General features: G+C 43.8%; 19 protein-coding genes. 7 read left to right on the forward strand and 12 right to left on the reverse strand.

Annotation, left to right across the window (positions count from 1 at the left end; translation table 11 throughout):
• Positions 1-52 precede the first annotated feature (52 nt).
• Positions 53-1,531 (reverse strand): peptide MFS transporter, encoded by a 1,479-nt coding sequence (locus ViNHUV68_RS17370; protein ID WP_038177316.1) that lies wholly within the window; start codon positions 1,529-1,531, stop codon positions 53-55.
• 278 nt (positions 1,532-1,809) lie between these two features.
• Between ViNHUV68_RS17370 and ViNHUV68_RS17375 the strand changes: the two genes are divergently transcribed.
• Positions 1,810-2,934, forward strand: a complete 1,125-nt coding sequence (locus ViNHUV68_RS17375) for a M14-type cytosolic carboxypeptidase (RefSeq protein WP_391091800.1) — start codon at positions 1,810-1,812, stop codon at positions 2,932-2,934.
• 46 nt (positions 2,935-2,980) lie between these two features.
• Here the strand turns inward: ViNHUV68_RS17375 and ViNHUV68_RS17380 are convergent, their stop codons facing one another.
• On the reverse strand, positions 2,981-4,351 hold the full coding sequence (locus tag ViNHUV68_RS17380) for an L-serine ammonia-lyase (RefSeq protein ID WP_391091801.1): 1,371 nt from the start codon (positions 4,349-4,351) through the stop codon (positions 2,981-2,983).
• A gap of 176 nt (positions 4,352-4,527) precedes the next feature.
• Here ViNHUV68_RS17380 and ViNHUV68_RS17385 point away from each other — a divergent pair, with 176 nt between their 5' ends.
• Both ViNHUV68_RS17385 and ViNHUV68_RS17390 read left to right on the forward strand, forming a co-directional pair.
• Positions 4,528-5,352 (forward strand): ElyC/SanA/YdcF family protein, encoded by an 825-nt coding sequence (locus ViNHUV68_RS17385; RefSeq protein WP_391091802.1) that lies wholly within the window; start codon positions 4,528-4,530, stop codon positions 5,350-5,352.
• 239 nt (positions 5,353-5,591) lie between these two features.
• Positions 5,592-6,524 (forward strand): exopolyphosphatase, encoded by a 933-nt coding sequence (locus tag ViNHUV68_RS17390; RefSeq protein ID WP_038177310.1) that lies wholly within the window; start codon positions 5,592-5,594, stop codon positions 6,522-6,524.
• Positions 6,525-6,579: 55 nt separating this feature from the next.
• Here the strand turns inward: ViNHUV68_RS17390 and ViNHUV68_RS17395 are convergent, their stop codons facing one another.
• Entirely contained in the window at positions 6,580-7,593 is a 1,014-nt protein-coding gene (locus ViNHUV68_RS17395) for a GGDEF domain-containing protein (RefSeq protein WP_038177309.1), read from the reverse strand.
• Positions 7,594-7,767: 174 nt separating this feature from the next.
• Positions 7,768-8,706, reverse strand: coding sequence for a chemotaxis protein (locus tag ViNHUV68_RS17400; RefSeq protein WP_038177308.1), 939 nt, complete (start codon positions 8,704-8,706; stop codon positions 7,768-7,770).
• Positions 8,707-8,899: 193 nt separating this feature from the next.
• Here ViNHUV68_RS17400 and ppiC point away from each other — a divergent pair, with 193 nt between their 5' ends.
• Entirely contained in the window at positions 8,900-9,178 is a 279-nt protein-coding gene (gene ppiC, locus ViNHUV68_RS17405; protein WP_038177557.1) for a peptidylprolyl isomerase PpiC, read from the forward strand.
• A 117-nt stretch (positions 9,179-9,295) separates the two neighbouring features.
• Here ppiC and ViNHUV68_RS17410 read toward each other — a convergent pair whose 3' ends face one another.
• The 4 genes from ViNHUV68_RS17410 to ViNHUV68_RS17425 form a co-directional block, all read right to left on the reverse strand.
• Positions 9,296-10,018: a hypothetical protein gene (locus ViNHUV68_RS17410; protein ID WP_038177306.1), complete on the reverse strand. Its 723-nt coding sequence runs from the start codon at positions 10,016-10,018 to the stop codon at positions 9,296-9,298.
• Between the two features lie 334 nt (positions 10,019-10,352).
• Positions 10,353-10,664 carry a c-type cytochrome gene (locus ViNHUV68_RS17415; protein ID WP_391091863.1) on the reverse strand — a complete coding sequence of 104 codons (312 nt, stop codon included), beginning with the start codon at positions 10,662-10,664 and terminating at the stop codon, positions 10,353-10,355.
• Between the two features lie 81 nt (positions 10,665-10,745).
• Positions 10,746-11,753: a low-specificity L-threonine aldolase gene (gene ltaE, locus ViNHUV68_RS17420; RefSeq protein WP_038177305.1), complete on the reverse strand. Its 1,008-nt coding sequence runs from the start codon at positions 11,751-11,753 to the stop codon at positions 10,746-10,748.
• A 13-nt stretch (positions 11,754-11,766) separates the two neighbouring features.
• Positions 11,767-12,291, reverse strand: a complete 525-nt coding sequence (locus ViNHUV68_RS17425; RefSeq protein WP_038177303.1) for an NUDIX hydrolase — start codon at positions 12,289-12,291, stop codon at positions 11,767-11,769.
• Between the two features lie 273 nt (positions 12,292-12,564).
• On the opposite strand from ViNHUV68_RS17425, the gene ViNHUV68_RS17430 reads away from it, so the two are divergent.
• Together ViNHUV68_RS17430 and viaA are read left to right on the forward strand one after the other, a co-directional pair.
• Positions 12,565-14,229: an ATPase RavA domain-containing protein gene (locus ViNHUV68_RS17430; RefSeq protein WP_391091803.1), complete on the forward strand. Its 1,665-nt coding sequence runs from the start codon at positions 12,565-12,567 to the stop codon at positions 14,227-14,229.
• A 9-nt stretch (positions 14,230-14,238) separates the two neighbouring features.
• Positions 14,239-15,684 (forward strand): ATPase RavA stimulator ViaA, encoded by a 1,446-nt coding sequence (gene viaA, locus ViNHUV68_RS17435; RefSeq protein ID WP_391091804.1) that lies wholly within the window; start codon positions 14,239-14,241, stop codon positions 15,682-15,684.
• A 53-nt stretch (positions 15,685-15,737) separates the two neighbouring features.
• On the opposite strand, the gene emrD is transcribed toward viaA, so the two are convergent.
• The 3 genes from emrD to ViNHUV68_RS17450 all read right to left on the reverse strand — a co-directional run bounded on the left by emrD (position 15,738) and on the right by ViNHUV68_RS17450 (position 18,437).
• On the reverse strand, positions 15,738-16,943 hold the full coding sequence (gene emrD, locus ViNHUV68_RS17440) for a multidrug efflux MFS transporter EmrD (protein WP_391091805.1): 1,206 nt from the start codon (positions 16,941-16,943) through the stop codon (positions 15,738-15,740).
• A 211-nt stretch (positions 16,944-17,154) separates the two neighbouring features.
• Positions 17,155-17,463: a cysteine-rich CWC family protein gene (locus tag ViNHUV68_RS17445; RefSeq protein WP_084186067.1), complete on the reverse strand. Its 309-nt coding sequence runs from the start codon at positions 17,461-17,463 to the stop codon at positions 17,155-17,157.
• A 68-nt stretch (positions 17,464-17,531) separates the two neighbouring features.
• Positions 17,532-18,437 (reverse strand): DMT family transporter, encoded by a 906-nt coding sequence (locus ViNHUV68_RS17450; RefSeq protein ID WP_038177554.1) that lies wholly within the window; start codon positions 18,435-18,437, stop codon positions 17,532-17,534.
• A 165-nt stretch (positions 18,438-18,602) separates the two neighbouring features.
• On the opposite strand from ViNHUV68_RS17450, the gene ViNHUV68_RS17455 reads away from it, so the two are divergent.
• Complete coding sequence (locus ViNHUV68_RS17455; protein ID WP_038177298.1) at positions 18,603-19,073, forward strand: Lrp/AsnC family transcriptional regulator; 471 nt, start codon at positions 18,603-18,605, stop codon at positions 19,071-19,073.
• Here the strand turns inward: ViNHUV68_RS17455 and ViNHUV68_RS17460 are convergent.
• Positions 19,051-20,109, reverse strand: a complete 1,059-nt coding sequence (locus ViNHUV68_RS17460; RefSeq protein WP_391091806.1) for a diguanylate cyclase — start codon at positions 20,107-20,109, stop codon at positions 19,051-19,053. The genes ViNHUV68_RS17455 and ViNHUV68_RS17460 overlap by 23 nt on opposite strands.
• Positions 20,110-20,161 lie beyond the last annotated feature (52 nt).

Consider the following 20,161-nt stretch of genomic DNA (forward strand, 5'->3'; position numbering starts at 1 on the left):
AGATAAACCCAAGCTTTGGCTTGGGTTTATCTGTTAGTGACTTAGGATGTAATTAACTTTTCGTTGCAACCAAATCAACGGGTGGTTCACCTGCGCTTGCTGCTTCTAGCATTTTACGAATGATCAAAGATGAAGCTAGTGCAATCGCAACCATAACTACCGCCAAAATGGTGAGCAGTTGAAAGTATTCACCGTAAACCGTTTGTACGATGTCTTGAGTGATCGCTTGGCCTTTTTCTAACGCAATAGAGGTAGAGAATACCGCCCCGACAATGCCACTTAGCGCCATCGCTACGGAAAAGAGCGACACAGAGAAACCTTCAATATGTTTTGGTGCCACAGACAGAATAAAGGCGACAACCAAACTACCGACAATCACCTCAGCAAAGGCTTGGAAGAAGTGAATTGCCAAGAAGATTTCAGGGCGAATGACCACATCAGTACCGACGTTCATCACTGCCATGGTCAAAATACCAAACGCGATCGCAGTAAAAATAAAGGCAAAGCCGATTTTGGTCGCCGTGGAGAAGTTAATACCTCTCTTTTCAAGTGTCGAGAACGTCACCGCAATAACAGGCCCTGCAACGATACACCACAGTGGGTTCATGGCCATCGACGCTTCAGGTGCAATTGGGATCAGATTAAAAAGATCGCCGCGCATGGTATTAATGGTCACCATTGTCATGGACGTCATCATCTGACCGTAATAAACAAAGAAACAGGTAGTGAGCACTGTCATGATAAGAATAGTGCCCATCTTAAGTGCATCGGGTTTACTGGCTTTAAATATCAAAGAGATGAAGTACAAGATCGCCGCAGCGCCAATCGCATACACAATGTTTTGACCGATATCCATGTTTGAGAACATAAAAAAGACTAACCCAACCATTGCGGCAGAGAGAGTAAGGAAGGCCAACCAGTTCTTTACGCTAACTGGTGCTTGATCGATGTCAGCGGCCGTGCCGACTAATTGTTTGTTAAAGATGACAAGCGTGATGAAGGCGAATGTTGCCATCAATGCGGAAAGCCCAAAGCTGCCGTGAAAGCCAATTGCCAAAACAAACATTGGGAATAAATATTGACCCAATAAAGCGCCAACGTTGTTTACGGAGTAGTTTACCGGATAACCGTTTTCGAAGTCTTCTTCTGAAGAAAAGGTACGTTTATAAAGGCTTGGGTAAGAAGGAGACATTAAGCCACGTGCATAACTGGCAAGCGCTATACCAACCAAGCTAAGAGGAACGTTGTTTGTCGATGCGCCGAGCACTAGCAACACGTAACCCGTCGCGAAAGTACCATAGGCGATGGTTAGTGAGCGATAAGCACCAAGGAACTTGTCAACGATAAAACCGCCAGCGATAGCGAACAGTGGGCCAATGGAAGAAAATGCACCAACGACCATCATGGTTTCTGCTTCACTATAGCCGAGATCTTCTAAGAAGAATCGCGTCAGTATGACCATCACGCCATAAAAGGATAATCCAAACATGGCTTGGCAGAACATCATGGACTTATTGAGCTTGTTCCACATAATAATCTCTCTTAATAATAATGACTTAGCATTAATGTCTACAAATGTCGTCATTATTGGTATGTAATAAATTGAAATAATTATCGCAGAAAGTCATCTTGATGCACCATATTTTCTCAATTTCGCATAATTTTTTACAATGTCCTTGATCTAAACCGTTTGCGTCGGATAAGTAAGGTCGATTTATGCGGCGATGGCAAACTGAACCCGATGTTTTAGCCCTTGCTTTGTGATAGCCTCGGGCATCGAAGTCAATTATGTATAAGGAATGTAACGACATGAAGATATTCAGTAACTTTGATAGCGGCAACATTGAGGTTGTTAGTATTGAAGATAAAGACAACATCCAGTTAAAAATTCCTAATGATAACCAGTCCGAGTTTTATCAATGGTTCCACTTTCGGTTAGAGACGCAAGCAGAGCAAGCACATACCATTTCACTGCTTGATCTTAAAGGTTCTGCTTATCCTGATGGATGGAAAGGCTATGATGTCGTCGCTTCATATGACAGAGAAGAGTGGTTCCGAATTCCGGCTGAGTTTGATGGCGATACGCTCACCTTTACCGCGATCCCGGAGCGTAACTCTATCTATTTCGCTTACTTCGCACCTTATACTTACGATCGTCATTTGGACTTGTTGCATTTGGCTCAAAGTGCTCATCACTGTCAACTCGAAACCTTAGGTCATACTCTTGATGGCAACGACATGTCGTTGCTTACCTTTGGCGAGCCGGAACAAGGGAAGAAGAAAATCTGGATGATCGCCCGTCAACACCCAGGCGAAAGTATGGCTGAGTGGTTCATGGAAGGTTTTATTCAGCGCTTGCTTGATCTCGACGACACCAGTGCGCGTGCGTTGCTTGAAAAAGCGGTACTTTACGTTGTGCCGAATATGAACCCGGATGGTGCAATTCGAGGCCATCTACGTTGCAATGCGCAGGGAGTCAACCTTAACCGTGAGTGGCAAAACCCTTCCATGGAGAAAAGCCCTGAAGTGTTCTTGGTGCGTCAACGTATGCTTGAAACGGGCGTAGATATGTTTTTGGATATTCATGGTGATGAGGCGATCCCATACAACTTTGTCGCAGGCTCTGAAGGTATTCCTTCATACGATGAACGTTTAGCGAGCTTGGAAAATGCGTTTAAACAGGCGCTTTCCATTGCCACCCCAGAATTTCAAGATCATCATGGCTACGACAAAGACGAACCGGGTAAAGCAAATTTGACCGTTGGTTCTAACTGGGTGGGTGAGCAGTTTAAATGCCTATCTTACACTGTCGAAATGCCGTTCAAAGACAACAATGAGTACCCTGATCCGCTTTATGGTTGGTCACCTGAGCGAAGTGTTAAGTTTGGTCAAGATGTGCTGACTGCGACACTCGCAATCGCCGATAAGGTTTAATTGAAGTAATAATTAAAAGGCGTAGCAGTTAGCTACGCCTTTTTTGTTATTCACAAGGTGGTGCCATATGGATCACGGCAAGCCCGCCAAGCGAAGTCTCACGGTATTTTTTATTCATGTCTTTACCCGTTTGATACATGGTTTCAATCACCTTATCTAACGAGATTAAACACTTACTGGTACGTTTTAACGCCATTCTTGAAGCGTTGATGGCCTTCATTGCGCCCATCGCGTTACGCTCAATACACGGCACTTGAACCAGACCTCCGATGGGATCGCAAGTCATGCCAAGCGAGTGCTCCATTGCGATTTCAGCAGCGATACAGATCTGTTCATTACTGCCACCACGAAGCGCGGTCAGCCCAGCGGCGGCCATTGAGGATGAGACGCCTATTTCGCCCTGACAACCTACTTCAGCGCCAGAAATAGAAGCGTTGGTTTTGTACAAAATTCCAATGGCTCCTGCCACCGCCAAAAAGTCTTTCAACTGCTTGTTATCTAACTCTTTGATAAATCGATGGTAGTACATAAGAACTGCCGGAATAACACCAGCGGCTCCATTGGTTGGTGATGTGACAACTTGACCACCAGCGGCATTCTCTTCGCTCACGGCAAAAGCAAACAAATTAATCCAATCTAAAATTTCCATCGGATCGTTTTCAACGGCGGCGTTGGCTTCGAGCTTTTTGAGCAGATTTGGTGCACGGCGAGTCACATTGAGTCCGCCTTCAAGTATGCCTTCTGTGTCAAATCCGCGTTGCATACAAAGTGACATCACTTTCCAAATTTGCTCTGTTTTTCGCGTGATCGTTTCATCATCATGAAACTGCTGTTCGTTGCGTAATATCATGCCACCAAGACTAAAACCATGTTGCTCTGCCATCTCAAGCATTTGTTCTGCATTGGTAAATGGGTAAGGCACCTCGACAGGCGAGATGCCAGAGCCTTCAGTCAACTCTTTAGCAGTAGCAATAAACCCACCACCAATGGAGTAGTAAGTTTCAAAGCAAAGCTGCTCACCGATGTCGTCGTAGGCGGTGATCGTCATACCATTTTCGTGCAGTGGCAAATTGTCTTTATGGAACAAGATATCAGCGTCATAATGAAAGCCGATGTGATGTTCACCGGCTAAAACAAGTTGTTGTTCATCGATGGCTGTTGCAAGGGCTTGCTTGGCACTCGACATTTTGATTGTATCGGGTGTATTACCAAGTAAACCGAGGATCACAGCGCGGTCGGTATGGTGGCCTCGTCCTGTCAGTGACAACGAACCATACAAATCGACTTGGACTCGGTGGACTTGTTGCAGCGTTGGCGATAGCAAGCGTGTAAAATGGTAGCCTGCGATCATTGGGCCATTAGTATGTGAACTTGAAGGTCCAACGCCCACTTTGAAAATATCAAATATTGACAGCATAAACTTACTTCCTGTTGTCGTGGCCTTTGGTTGAGGCTCTTGTAGGGGATCGCAGCGCCACGGGTAATGAATCGCTGCATTTAACAAAATGTTAACCGAGCTTAAGCTAACGGTAAAGTCGATGCTTGTACAGTTTCTCCGTTACTCAGTAGGAATAATTGAGACATGGATAATTAATGAATATAAATAGTGTAGTATTGGTACTCGGCAAACGATTAGTCTCAGACCAGTTGACTGTTGAAGGTCGCTCTCGGGTTGAGGCGCTCGCTAAGCAGATGATGTCACTTAATAGCAAGACGACAGCCATTATTTTTTGTGGGGGAGTCACGCAAGGGCAACTAGTCTCTGAAGCGATGGCGATGCGAGATTATTTACAACAGTTACTGCCGTTGAGCGTTATTGAGTCATATCGCATTCTCCTTGAGGATCAATCGCAAAATACCATTGAGAATCTTGCCAATGCCGCGAGTAAACTAAAACAGAGTCTTACTTCATTTCACCAGCAAACACTCACGCTCACTTTGCTCTCAAACGATTATCACCTTCAGCGTATTTTCCAAGTAGAAACGCTAATGCCCGAGCAAGGTTTGTTGAATGCGATGCGGCATCAATGTCATACGTTAGAGCTCAATATCTCGATAACGAATCAACTGTCGCATCACTTTTCGGTGCCTTATCCTCATGATGGCGCAAGAGCGCACGGGTTTCTATTGCTTGACGAGCTGACGACGTACCGGGTCTATTTAGAGGGCGTCGTTGCATGTGTATTTAAACGGCCGTTGACCGAAGTCAGAGCCCAGCCATATCAGATTGCTCGTCAAGCGATAAAACGTCTAAAAATATTGAGCTTCGATAAACAGATACAACAGTCACTGACACAGATCGAACAGGCCGTTAAAAATACGACCGCAGAGGTAGACACTCAGGTTTGTGTGACATATCTAAAGCAGCTTAACTGGCACTTAACGGATCTTAATCGGCGTATCGACCCAGAGAACTGATACCAAGACTTCAATTGCTATTTTTTTCATGCCCTGTTAGTTGATGGTTTTACTCAGTTGAATATGAAATGGGCAATAATCGAATAATTTCTTTGCCTTAAACTGGTTAAAACATTAGCGCTGTCTAAAATTAAATGAGTTATATGTCAAAGCGATATTGTCATTGTCGTTTTGTTCACAGTTTTCGCTAACTCGGTTTATCGCCGTATTAATAACAAGCTCAAGCATAGGAAGTGCCAATGTCGGATCAAAAACATCGACTCGTCACCCGAAGTGACTTTGATGGTTTAGTGTGTGCTGTACTGTTGAAGCAACTAGACCTTATTGACGATATCAAATTTGTACACCCTAAAGATATGCAAGATGGTGTGATAGATATTACGTCTAATGACATCATAACCAACTTGCCTTACGTAGAACACGCGCACCTTGTCTTTGATCATCACTTGTCAGAGGTTATCCGTAACCAAGACAAGCGTGCCAATCACATTATCGACCCTGATGCACCTTCTGCGGCTCGTGTGGTATGGGAACATTATGGCGGAGAGAGCACTTTTCCATCTCAATGGTTAGAGATGATGAAAGCGGTAGACAAAGGGGATTCGGCGCAATTTAGTCGTGATGAAGTGCTTGATTCAACCGGATGGAACCTACTTAACTTTTTAATGGATGCTCGCACTGGCTTAGGGCGATTTAGAGAGTTTCGCATTTCAAACTACAACTTAATGATGGATCTTATCGAGTATTGTAAACACCATTCGATCGACCAAATACTCGATTTACCAGATGTGCGTGAGCGTATTGATCTGTATCGTGAACATGAAAACTTGTTTAAGCAGCAAATTCAGCGTTGTGCCACAGTATACGACAACCTCGTATTTCTCGACTTAACGGGGGAAGAGGTGATCTATGCGGGTAACCGCTTTATGATTTATGCGCTCTATCCGCAGTGCAATATCTCAATCCATAAAATGTGGGGCTTTCAAAAACAAAACACGGTTTTTGCTACCGGGAAATCAATATTTGATCGCAGCTCTAAAACCAATGTCGGAGAGTTGATGTTGAAATACGGTGGGGGTGGTCATAAAGCGGCGGGAACCTGTCAAATTGATAATGACAAAGCGCAACAAGTTCAGAAAGAGCTGATTGAAACGATAACACGTGACGGTTAAGCTAAATCATAAAGCTCCAATCATTGCATTGGAGCTTTATGATTTGAGCGATGACTTAAATCGGCATGACTCGGTTGCGGCCAAGTTGTTTTGCTTCATAAAGGTATTTGTCAGCGCGCTCAATCAAAGATTCTGCCGACTCGCCAGGCTCAAGCTCAGCGACACCCAAAGAGATAGTGATATTGCCTACTTGCTCCGACGTGCGGCGATCTTTGACCGATAGTTTTTCTACTGAGCGACGTAAAGTTTCACCATATTGTCTTGCAATACGCAAAGATTTATTCGGAACGATAAGAGCAAATTCTTCACCGCCAAAACGATAGGCATGGATGCCATCGCGACAACTTAACTGCAGACGTCTTGCTATGCCTTTGATTACCGTATCACCAAATAGGTGACCATAGGTATCATTAAAGGTTTTAAAATGGTCAATATCAGCCAGTACCAAAGACATTTTTTGTTCAGCGCGGCATAGCGTGTTGATGTCGCTATCAAAAGCTCGACGATTGTATAAGCTAGTTAGGGCATCAAATAAGGCGTCTTGTTGAACAACGGCTAATTGGGTTTTGAGATGATTAATCTCTTTAGCTGCGTTTTCGAGCTGATTGTTTAGAAAGCGCGTAGAGTGGCGAATTTCAGTTGATTCCGAGACTAACTGGCGGATAACCTTCATGACCTCTTCCATCGACATGGCTTCATTTTCAACACGAGCCAAATCAACAAAACTTTTGTCAATCAGTTGCGAGAACTGGGAGGTATCAGAAAGAGTGTCTACCATAGAGTTGGAGACTTCATTGACCAATATCTCTATGTTGGCTCGCAGGTCACGCATGTCTGTTTCAGTGCGACATGCAACATAGTTTTGATACAACTGTTGGCCAGCCGCTGGTGGGCAAATGCCATAGTTGTCAATGACGTCATCTAGATCCCTATTTAACTGGGGAATCGCATTATCTACGTAGGTATACCAAAGGGCATAGTTTGCTGGCGTAGCCGCTACGTGATTTTTCATCATCAGTGGGACAGCTTTTCGTAAATTCGCTGTCGACTTTTTAAAATCGTCTGTCATTTCCTATGAACATTCTATAAGAGACATACTATGAGCTAAGATTACCCGATTTTGCGCATAGATGTTTGATTTAAAGTTAGTTTGCTTTTATCAATTTACCTAGACTTTGTTCAATTGCACATTTAAAGCGTAGAACCAGTCAATTCGTTGAGCAAACTTATGCGTGGCTTTTATTTAGCCTTCGTCAGTGACCACTTCGGGTCTTACATTTCCTTGCTCTAATTTACTGGCGCCGCGCAACATCGCCTGAATTAAATCGGCGGCGTTAAATTTCTCTAGTGCTTCATGAGCACCTACTTGTTGGGCGCGTTCGACACAAATTTCACTTGATAATGACGTATGCAATATTACGTAACTATTGCTCAATTCACGCTCATTTTGTGTTTCGAATGCCAATTCATAGCCATCTAGACCTGGCATTTCAATATCACTCACCAATAAATCGATCGCTTGTCCTTGTGCCGCACATTGTCGCATCAGGGTTAAGGCATCAAGACCGTTATTACAAATTTGGTAGGAAATGTTAATGCTGTCGAGTGCATCCGCGAGTTGTTTACGAGCGATAGAAGAATCATCAACAAGGAGAATTCGTAGTGCTTTTAGGCGCTCGCGCTCAATATCGGTCAACATTGGAATGTTGGTTGATTCATATTGAGGATAAATTTTGGATAGTAACAACTCAACATCAAGCATCTGAACTATCTGGTTATTATAGCGGGTTATGCCAGTAACGAACACATCATTACCCGCCGTTTTAGGCGCCGATTCAATGGTTTTCCAATCACAGTCGATGATTTTTTCGATAGAACGAACCATAAAGGCCACAATCGTTCGCAAACAATCGGTGACGATCAGGTAACAAGAGCTGTATTCCTCTGGTTGAATTGGACGAAAGCCAATTGCCGCAGGCATATTGATCACCGGAATGGTTTTGTTGCGGATCGTTACAGTGCCAATCACGTGGTGGTGAGAGTACGGAATTTGCGTTGTAGGCTGATAGGGTACGATCTCTCGTACTTTTAACGTACCAATTGCAAAAAGTTGTTTACTGTTGGTTAAAGTAAACATCAGCATGCCTTGAGATTGGTTTGCCTTACTTACTGTTTTAGCCATTGAGGTGCTCATTTTTCCGCTTAGTTAGTTAAATGGTAACGGATTTGGGTCGATGATCAATGGAGTAATATCAAAATTGTTGTCAACTGTCAGGAACAAAGGCAAAACAGTGCAATCATCGTACGGTTTGAGTGAACAAATGCCGATGAATCGGGTACAATTCGCGCCGTTAGAAGTTTTACTGAGAAAAATTATGGCGAACACAGCAGCAGCACTGCACATATTGGTTAAACATAAAGAGCAGGCTGAAGACATCATCAAGCAGCTTAAAAAAGGCGCTAAGTTTCAAACGTTGGCGAAAAAGTACTCCACTTGTCCTTCTGGCAAGCGCGGAGGCGATTTGGGCGAGTTTCGTCGCGGTCAAATGGTGCCTCAATTTGACAAGGTTTGTTTCTCGGGCGAGACGCTAGTACCACACCTAGTCAAAACCAAATTTGGCTGGCATGTGGTGAAAGTGCTTTATAGAACATAAACACAAAAAGAGCTGAGAATGTCAGCTCTTTTTATTGGCAGATGAGGATCTGTGTTGTAATAACGCAATAAACGAAGAAATTGCGCGCTCTACCAAAATCCAAATTTAAATTGGGTGTTATGCAGGAGTGCCAAGATCGTGAAGGTCTTTCTCAATTTTTTCTTTCAGTATACTTATCTTGTTTTGGCGAAATGTTAATGCATCGAGTTCAGCTTCACAGTTAGCAGAAACGATCGCATCGTCATACTGCTTATTCACCTTATCCAAGGCATCCAGATCTTCTTGTAGGATCTTTGCGTAAGTAACCTCCGGATTAGGCTCTACTTCAGCAAACATGTACATATTGGATACGACAGTTATCTCTTTATTACCCCACGCATTTTCTGCATTCACAGTCATAGAGTTGCAAGCGTAGTAAACCGCATAGTTTTTATCGTCAGTTACAATATGGTTGAATACCACTTGAAGTTTTTCAGTGGTACTGGAGCTTGTGGCAGCTAGGGCAAGCGTAGACTTAATGACTGAGCCAATGTCTGCAGCCATACCCGCCGCTTTTGTAGGATCTTCATCAGAGGTCAGGTAATCTTGTGCGACTTTCACAATACCATCAACCACATCATCAAGTGCATCTAAGTTAAATTCATCTGAAAACTTTGAGTAAGATTGATTATTCACAGACTCAACTTCTAAAATGCCTTTTGTATGGCTTTGAATATACTCCTTGGCCGTTTCTTCGGTATTTTTTAAAGCCGCTTGTGCTTTAGCTACCGCTTCATTTACCGCTTTCTTCGCCTCTTCACTTTTCTGAATCGCACTTTCTAAACTAGGACCATGACACATGTTATTCTCCAATTTACAGTTTCAAAATAGACGCTTCTAAGAAATAAGCCTTATAACATATATGCCACTAGTTTCATTTCATCAAGTGCGGATAAGAAATAAAATAATGTTAATATTCTTTATAAATCAATTGGATAATTAAAGTGTTTGCTTTCAAAGCAACTTGTTCAAATTTAAAACTTAGCAATGATAAATATTTTTATCTTTTTGTAATCGTTTTTAATATTCAAGATACTTTTGTGGTCCGCAGTGGTCGTGTTCGCACGATTGAACACATTGACTGTTGTCCAAAATCTAATTACAGCCACTGCAGTGAAGGGAATGTCTCGGTCTGTTATTCTTGACTGGCAAAATACGCCGCGACATCTTTTAAATCTTGGTCGTTTAAGCGTGACAGTTGTGCGGCCATCATTTCGGCGAGTGGACCTTGGCGGTCACCTTGTTGATAGGCTTGCATTGATTGGTAAAGGTATTGAGCATTCTGGTTGTTGAGGTTGGGGTAGCTTGGGTTGGTAGCAATACCATTGGTTCCATGACAGAACACACAGCTTGGCGCTTTGATTTTACCCAACTCTGGGTCACCAAACGAGGTATTTGCTAGGGTAGCAAAAGGGATAAAAAATAACAGAACTAGGCTACGAATCATTATCATCTATTCTCAATAAGTCACACTAACCCAACAATAAAGCTTCCCCCTAGGGGAAGCTCAATCCCAATAAGATAGTTTTTAGTTGCAGTACACCGCAAGTTTGCTTAACAGTGTATCGATATCGTTACTGCTGACATCTTTGTGGGTGACAAAACGAATCGGATTTCCCGGAGAAATGGTAATTCCATCTTCTGCCAGTTGCTCTGCGATTTGATTAATGTCGATATGTTGATCAAGTTTGGCAAAGACAATATTGGTTTGCACCAGATCGGGGTTGACCTTGAAGCCATCAATTTGACTAAGACCCAAAGCTAAGCGTTGCGCGTTTTGATGATCGAGTTTCAACTGTTCAACCTGCTCGGTAAGGGCCAGTTTTCCCGCCGCTGCTAGAATGCCGGCTTGGCGCATACCGCCCCCAACCATTTTTCTTAATCGACGTGCTTTGGCAATAAATTCGTGGTTACCTAGCAGCAGTGAACCGATAGGGGCACTTAGCCCTTTCGATAAACATACCGTCATCGAATCAAAATATTGAGCGATCTCTTTAACATCCACATCGAGTGCGGTGGCGGCGTTATAGACGCGTGCACCATCCAAATGCAAAGACAAACCGTGAGTATCGACAAATTCTCGCGCTTCGGCCAAGTAGCTAAGCGGAAGCACTTTGCCATTAATGGTGTTTTCAAGGCTTAAGAGCTTAGTGCGAGCAAAATGACAATCATCGGGTTTGATCGCAGCTTTAAGTTTGGCGAAATCTAAACTACCGTCAGGATTATTTTCGATCGGTTGAGGTTGGATTGAGCCCAAGACCGCTGCGCCGCCTGCCTCGTATTTGTAGTTGTGAGCTTGCTGGCCACAAAGGTATTCGTCACCGCGCTCACAATGCGACATCAGACCAAGTAGGTTGGCTTGTGTTCCTGATGTGGTAAATAAGGCAGCTTCAAAACCGTGACGCTTTGCTGCCCATTGTTCTAACTCGTTAACCGTGGGATCGTCACCATAGACATCATCACCAACAGGGGCTTCAGCCATTGCCTGACGCATTGCCGAAGTTGGTTTAGTTACGGTATCTGAACGAAAATCCATTGTATTTACACTCCTAAATATAGCCGCACAGCTTGGCTTTACTCAAGCAGGCGATGGTTTTGGCATCGGTGATCTCACCGGAGATTATCTTTTGCTCTAAGGTGTCGATGGTAAGAGATAGTACTTCAATCACTTCATCGTCATCACATGAATAGCGTTGTGTACGACTGAGACCTTTGGCGACAAAGAGGTATTGTATTTCGTCGCAAAAGCCTGCCATTGGCGTCACTTGTCCCATTGGGATCAAGCTTTCGGCACTGTAACCAGTCTCTTCTTCTAATTCACGTAGCGCGCACGACTCAATCGGCTCTTGCGCTTCGAGAGTACCCGCGGGCAGTTCAATCAGCCATTTTTTTAATGATGGCCTGAATTGATTGACCACAACAATCTCGCCATTGTGCTTAATCGGTAAGATAACCGCAGCGCCAGGATGAGAGATGGTTGTGTGAGTGATGGTTTTGCCATTGGGCAGAGCCACCGACTCTTCGACAAGTGCGATACGCTTCCATTGATGGAGTGTGGTGATGTTGTTTTCCATATGGTTATTATTTTAGTCCTCACGCTAGACGAGCTTTACCATAACTTTTCGTGTCAGGGAGATAAAGTCAAAATAAGCGTTATTGTTGCATACGGTTGCACTAGTTAGTGATTCACATCTCAAATTTGCAAACAAAGGTTTCATTTGATACCAGCGAAAGTAGTTCTGCTATAAAGAACGGCCAATTTTCAAATTACACTTGTAACAAAGTGATAACAAATGTATAAATTTGTGTCTACATACAAACTTACTTTACGTTAGGAGAGCCGATATATGATGAGTACCAGCCGAGTCTCTCACTCGCAAAAAGCGTTACTCTCTGAACGAATTAATAAGCTTGCTGAAGCGTTATCTGATGGTGTATATGAGCGTGAAGACACGATAAAACTCTGCTTACTTGCCGCGCTTGCGGGAGAAAGTGTTTTCCTTTTGGGCCCTCCTGGCATTGCAAAAAGCTTGATTGCAAAAAGACTGATTCAAGCGTTCGATAATTCCTCCTACTTTGAATACTTAATGACACGCTTCTCGACACCAGAAGAGGTGTTTGGTCCGCTCAGTATTCAAGAGTTGAAAGACAACGGCCGTTATTTACGTCTGACCGAAGGTTATCTGCCAACCGCACAAGTGGTATTTTTAGACGAAATTTGGAAAGCTGGCCCGGCGATTCTTAACACACTACTTACTGTTGTTAATGAAAAAACCTTCAAAAATGGCAGCGATATTGAACGCGTTCCAATGCGTCTACTGGTATCCGCATCAAATGAACTTCCAGATGAAGACAGTGGGCTTGAAGCGCTTTATGATCGAATGTTGGTCCGTGTGTTCGTTAATCGCATCCAAAACAAACAAAATTTTAAATCGATGCTCACTGTCGGGACGTCGCAAGAAGCAACGATTCCACCAGGACTGGCGATTACCGATCAAGAATATCATCAGTGGCAAGCCGAGCTCGACAAGCTCGAACTCTCTGATGAGGTGTTTGAGAAGCTATTTGAACTAAAAAACCTGCTTGAGAATGCAACCACGTCGATAACGGGTATCGATGGCACCAATACCGATATGTATGTGTCTGATCGCCGTTGGAAGAAAGCGGTCAAACTACTGAAAGCCAGCGCCTATTTCAATGGCCGCGACGCGATTAACCCCCTAGATTTACTGCTTCTACAAGACTGCTTATGGAACAGCCCTGAATCACGTGACGTGGTGCGAAATGTGGTGAAAGAGTTCGCGTTACACCACGCCTTCGATCAACAAGATGTCGAACAACAAATCACATTGTGTCGTGAAGAATTGCTCGATATTCAAGATGAATTGGAATCGCAATTTGGCATTACGGTATCGATGGAATCGACGACAGGGCTGCTTAAAAAACAAATCCATAGCTATGATATTTCACAGGCTAAAAGCTATAAAGTCGGCAGCGCGTTCGATTTAGTTAAGTTAGTACTGTTGCAAAGCAATTTATCGGTGTCTGAATCTGAGAAAGGTGATAGCCGCTGGGTGTATATCGCAAAAAATGATCTAGAGCGCGTGATCAAAGATGGCCAAGGTGACGTGTATGGTTACGTTAATCAAAATAGCAATTTGTGTCGACTGCGCTTTGAGCTAGATGCTGAAAGTAACTTAGTGATTAAAGACATTGCTAACCGCGCTGTCTTAGTGTCGTTAGTGACTAATGCTGGCCTTGATGACTCACTTTACCAACAGTGGGTTAGCAAAAGTGAGCAAGCGATGGCCCAGCTAGAAACGGCTGAACATCACCTGAGAAAAGTGCGTGCAAATTTCCACGGCGCTCTACCGCATAGCTTTATTGATCAAGAGCTGCCTCGGATTATGGAAGCAAGTTTACAGCAGCTGCAACAGGTTCTGGAGTCGACTAAAACGGAGTGTGAGCATACCGCCTTTCGCTTTAAAAACCTTAACCAGTTCTTCGCGTAAGGAATCGATATGTTAGGAGCAGATGGTCTAAACCTAGTTTTAGCAATCGCCGATTCCGGCATGCTTGATAGTGCAGTGAATGAACTGATGGCTCGGTCACAAGTGATGATGGTGGCGGAAAACCCGGGCGTCAAGTCATCGGTCAAAAGCCACCTTCTCAAATGGCGTGGTAGCGTTAAAAAACGCATTACTAAAGTGTGTGAGACAGAACGATTTCAACAAGAGATAGCTTTATATCAAGAGGTTATTTATTGGAATGAATCAGAGTTTTTTGAGCGTATTCCTGATGTGATCAGGAAGCTTGAGTGGCACTCTGCCTTTTATCTTCAAGCGAGGCGTTTAATCGAAAAGAACAAAGGGATTAATAACCCAATGTTGCCACACTATTTTTGCGATCAATGGTACCAAAGTTTGTCGGATGCCTTGCGCCAGGCCCAATTGAGTGAGTTAAAAGCGAACCAAGAAAAAGTGCTTAAAGATCTCTATCAGCGGATGGAAACCATGAAAAACATGGATAAAGTCACGCAAGAAGGAGACCAAGCGAGCGTAGGCAGACTGTGGGATATGGCATCGGCAAAATTGAGTAAGAGCGATCTCACGGTGATGAAACGCCATGCAGAATTTTTGGCGAAAAATAAGGGACTACAAGAGATCGCGGAAAAGCTTGGACGTATGGCAGGGCAGGTTGATGATCCCGAGCTTAATCGTGCGCCAGCTGAAGAGTTGCAGATGGTGGAAGAAAAGTCAGATGAAGCGACAGATGATATTGTCGGCGTTCATGAAAGCGATGATCTGAACAAGTTACTGCCTAATGAAACTTTATTCCTTGCTTATCCTGAGTTAGAAGTCGTGTTCTATAAACACTTAGTCGATAAGCGTTTAATGAACTATCGCATGCAAGGAAAGTCGAGAACGCTAAGAAAGATCCGCGCTCAGCAACCAGATAATAAGCAAGTTGATGTTGAGAAAGGACCGTTCATTGTCTGTGTTGATGCATCAGGCTCGATGAGTGGCTTCCCAGAACAGTGTGCAAAGGCGATGGCTTATGCGTTAATGCAAATTGCACTGGCAGAGGATCGAGATTGTTATGTGATGCTGTTTTCTACTGAGCAAATTACTTATGAGTTGACAAGGCAAGATGGTCTTCGTGAGGCGAGTGATTTTTTAAGCTATAGCTTCCATGGCGGAACCGATTTAGAGCCAGTGCTGTTTAAATCCATTGAGTTGATGAGTAGTGGCAAATATAAAAATGCCGATATGGTGGTCATTTCAGACTTTATCGCGCCAAAGCAATCTCAGCAGATGGTTGATAAAGTCGCCGAGCTCAAAAAAGCCAAAAACCGCTTTCATGCGATCAGTTTATCGAAATACGGTAATCCTGAGTTAATGAGCCTATTTGATCATAGCTGGGCCTATCACCCCAATCTTGTTGGGCGCTTGATGAAAAAATGGTAGTCAAACTCAATAATCAAAAATAAAAAGGAGCTCAATGAGCTCCTTTCTTCCATCTATATCGCCAAAGGCATCTCGTTAGACGGGTCGTTTTTGCGGTATACGCGCAGCAAGCCGAGTAGGGCGATGAACGACATGATCAGCATTAATGCGCCTAGCGGCATCTGGTTTGGTGCCGGAATTAATGATGCTGCAAGTGTCGCTAAACCGGCGCCTAAGTTTTGCATACCACCCAACAGTGCACCGCCAGTGCCTGCGTGATAAGGCAAGGGCGATAGCGCGCCAGTCGTAGCGGCTGGAAACAAAATTCCACCACCTAAGAAATAGAGTGTCGCGCCACCAATCAATGTGGGCGCGGTAGTCTCACCCATCAAACCTGGGATCAAGACAATTAGTGCACCAACCATTGTCGCTATAAGCCCAACACTCATCGCACGCTTCTCATCGCATTTAGCCGCAATATAGCTTGAAAGCGCAGCACCGAATAGGTAGCCCGGGATCGGCAATACAAATAATAGGCTAACGGTCGTTGCAGGTAGCTCAAGCACACCTCCCAACAATACGCCTGCTGCCGCTTCGAAGATAGCAATGCCTGAGAAGGTCGCAACTAGGCAGATTAAGTAGCCTTGAAAGCGACGATCAGACAACACAAATTTATAACTATGGCTGACTTTCTCATAGCGGCGTTTTTCACGCGGCAATGTCTCGATAAAACTAGTCATCATCGTAATCACCACTGCAATCGCAAAGAGTGCCAAGAACATATAACTTGAACGCCAGCCAAAGCTTTCGGTTAAGAAACCACCTAATACGGGGGCTAACAGTGGTGAAAAAATCACACACATGCTGATCAAGCTGTTTACTTTATGTAGCTCTGCACCTTCAAACAAATCGCGAGTTAACGTACGTGACATCGCACCACCGCAACCAATGCCTAACCCTTGAACAAAACTGCCTGCCAGAAACCATTCAAAGCTGTGGGCAAATAGAGTTAGCAAAGAACCGACAATATAAATCAACAAGCCAACAATAATAATCGGCTTACGACCCAAGCGATCAGACATTGGGCCGTAGATAAATTGTGAGAAGCCATAAGGGATCAAATAACACGCCATTACCGCTTGAAGAGCGGCAGGCGAGACCAAAAACTCGTTCGCCATATAACCAATTGAAGGTACATACATGGTTTGAGTCATTTGACCCACTGCTGTCAAAATAGCGATAAGGAACACGAGTTTAATCACTTGAGACGACGCTGACATTTTCTACTACACCTAAATTCAAAGCGTAAAAAAGATAGCCTTTGCAAAGCTAGGCTAATGAATTAAATCAAATAGGGAACTATTTAGGCGCGAGATATTAGAGCGAGTTACAGTAACTCGCAATCAAAAAGTGTGATCTTAAACAAGATAAAAATTTTACTTTTCCATTAGATAAACTAATGAAAATAATCATGCAGAATGTGGTGAGTTTTTATGCCAGAGGAAGCGCGGTTAAACACTGTCGACACAAGCAGGCGCTATTCTCAACCAGGCTTGATGTGTCACGCTGTTCTACCTCAAAGCACCAACAAGTGGCCTTACCTTGACTAATATCGCATTGTGCTGGCGCATGGCACGATGGGCATTGATGGGTTGACGTCTGTCGCTGAATATTAGTGATGACCGTATCTCGCTCAGCATCAGAAAAATGACGCCAGTTAACGATTTCATTCATGGTGCGATGGCATCCACTGCAGATACCATGATTATTTTTGCAGGCTGCGATACAAGGCGTTTTCAAATCAGGTGTTCCAAATCAACAAATACCGGCAGGACTATACCTGTATCGCCAACCAACATCAAAGTCGATTAATTTTTAAATGATGGGGGTTGATAGTGCAAAGACGTATCCTTCTTAAGTAAAACATTACTCGAGATTAAACTTCCAAAACAGATTAACCCTAATGCAATCCAACCTAAGTGCGATGGAGACTCAGCAAACACTGGAATAGCAAGCAGGGTCGCGATGGCGGGTGTTGCGGCGCCAAATGCTGCCGTTCGTTCAGCTCCTAACACAGAGATAGCATGAAGGTAGGTAAAAGCGGCAATTAACCCGGCGCCTATCCCTTGTAACATCATATGACCAAATAACTCTTGCCATGGCCAAGCCGACAGAGATTGAGTGACTAGATAGCTATCAATACCACCAGTTAAAACCAGTAAGACTAACGATAGGCTAGAAAGTAATGATACCAGCCCAGAAGCGGCGAGTGGATCGAGGTTAGAGACTCGCGCACAAATGGTAAATGTTGCCCACATGACACTACCAAGCAAAAACAGTAAATGCCCTTGCAGTAAGCCGTCGTTCATATTAGAAAAACTCTGCGATAAAAAAGTGGCTATGCCTGAGATGACTAAGACTAATCCAAAGATTCGGTGAGAACTTAACGGCTGCTTAAACAGTAGTACGGCGATGGCGGAAACGAACAAAGGCAAGGTGCCAGGAACAAGAGCACTGCCGTCAGAAACTGGCGCATATTGCATTCCTGTCCCCGCTACCATTAAATAAGGCAAACCGCTACCAACAAACATACCTAGCAAGTAACGTTTTGGAATCACGGCAATGTTGGCTCGTGCCTTGTAGACAATCGGTAATAAGATCAAACAAGGGATGATAAAGCGAGTTAAAGCGATGTCGCCGGTCATTAATTCCGAATGCGCTCCACTGCGTAACGAAAGAAAAAAACCTGACCAAAGTAGTAATGTGGTAAACATTGCCAAGTAACCAGAAAGCATATCGATCCGTGAGCTAAATTGAATTTGTTAACATTATGGTGCGAAAATGAAGCCGATATCTGGCAATATTAGTCCTGATTTTATGAGTTGTTAGTAGAAAGTCGCGTTTAAAGTGTTATTGGCGCGTGAAAAAGGCGAAAAGAGATGGACCGTATAGATAAACATATCCTAAGACTGCTGCAGCAAGACGCACGTCAAGCCACTGCCGATATTGCCGATAAGGTCGGGTTGTCGGCATCACCTTGTGCAAGGCGTATCAAGCGGCTAGAAGAGTCCGGTATTATTGCCAGTTATCGGGCTTACTTGAATAAAGATCGTATTGGTGTTGGTATGACGGTGTTTGTCGAAGTGAGCTTAAGTAATCACCAAGCCACTAGTATTGATGAGTTTGAGTGCGCGATTCAAGATATGGATGAGGTGATCAGTTGCCATGTGGTTTCGGGGGCATATGATTATTTACTTGAAGTGGTCAGCCATGATCTATTGGGGTATGAAGGATTCACCCGTAAGCTACAGCGACTTGAAAACGTTAAAGACATCCATACTCACTTAGCGATACGTCAGGTTAAAGGTGGTAGCGAATTGCCCATCTTTAATGCGTCTTCGAACTTTTAGCGATTGGATAACACTCTTCTTCAACATCTAATTGGTGTTCAGACCTAGCAACACAGACTTGGTCCCTGCCTGACTGTTTCGCATGATATAACGCTTGGTCTGCCCGTTTCAGCCACTGTTTGGTGCTCTCATCACCAATTGATTGAGCGATGCCACTGCTGATAGTTAGAGGTAAGTTTTGCTCGTTTTGTAATAGACGTACTGCACGAGTGATGGATTGCATGGTGTGATTAACGTCAACTTGGTTTTTGCCTAAAAAAAGTAATAAAAATTCATCACCACCTAAGCGGAAAAGCAATTCCGAATGTTCGGTATGTTGGTTAATAAGATCAACGATCTGCACCAGAGCATTATCGCCGATGTCGTGACCAAATGTATCATTTACGTATTTGAAATTATCCACATCAATGATGGCAATGGTTGAGTATTGATACATATCGCGAGCCGTTACCAAAGACTCTTGCAGTCGATGGCGGTTATAGGCTCCTGTCATCGCATCGGTGACGAGAAGACGTTTGAGCTCGAGTTGTAGTTCGCGCACTGATCTTACGACGATATGAACGATAATCGCGGTAACAATAAGGGCAACAATATAACGAATGGAGATTTCCGAATGTTGGTGCATTAAAGCTGCGAATCCAGAACCTGAAATCAAAATAAAATTGGCGACAATCGCGTCTCGGTGGGGAACAAGAAACACTAGAGCAATCACTACAGGAAATAGCCAATACGTGGCAAGCGTTCCAAATATTCGGACAGCGAGAACGGCGGAGAAAATCAGCAAGATAAGTGGCGGGTAAATACCGAGTAAACGTTTGCGATTGTAGATAATCGCAGTGATCTCGAGCAATAAAGATACTTCGAATGTCAGTAACACGACGCCGAGTATTACTTCGCCGATGAGGATGTTTTTAAGCCCAAGAGGTATAAAAACAGCCAAAGTAATGAAGGCGATAACTTTTAAAACGCGCTTTTGCTGTTTTAAGTCGAGAATCGCCTCGTCGGTTAGTTCAGGTAAGGATTCATGCTTTCCCATCCAGCTCTCTCTACTGACAATTTTATTCAATAAACGTAAGCGTAAAGGGGCG

This window comes from Vibrio sp. NH-UV-68 (genome assembly GCF_042940635.1).
Lineage (GTDB): Bacteria > Pseudomonadota > Gammaproteobacteria > Enterobacterales > Vibrionaceae > Vibrio > Vibrio pacinii.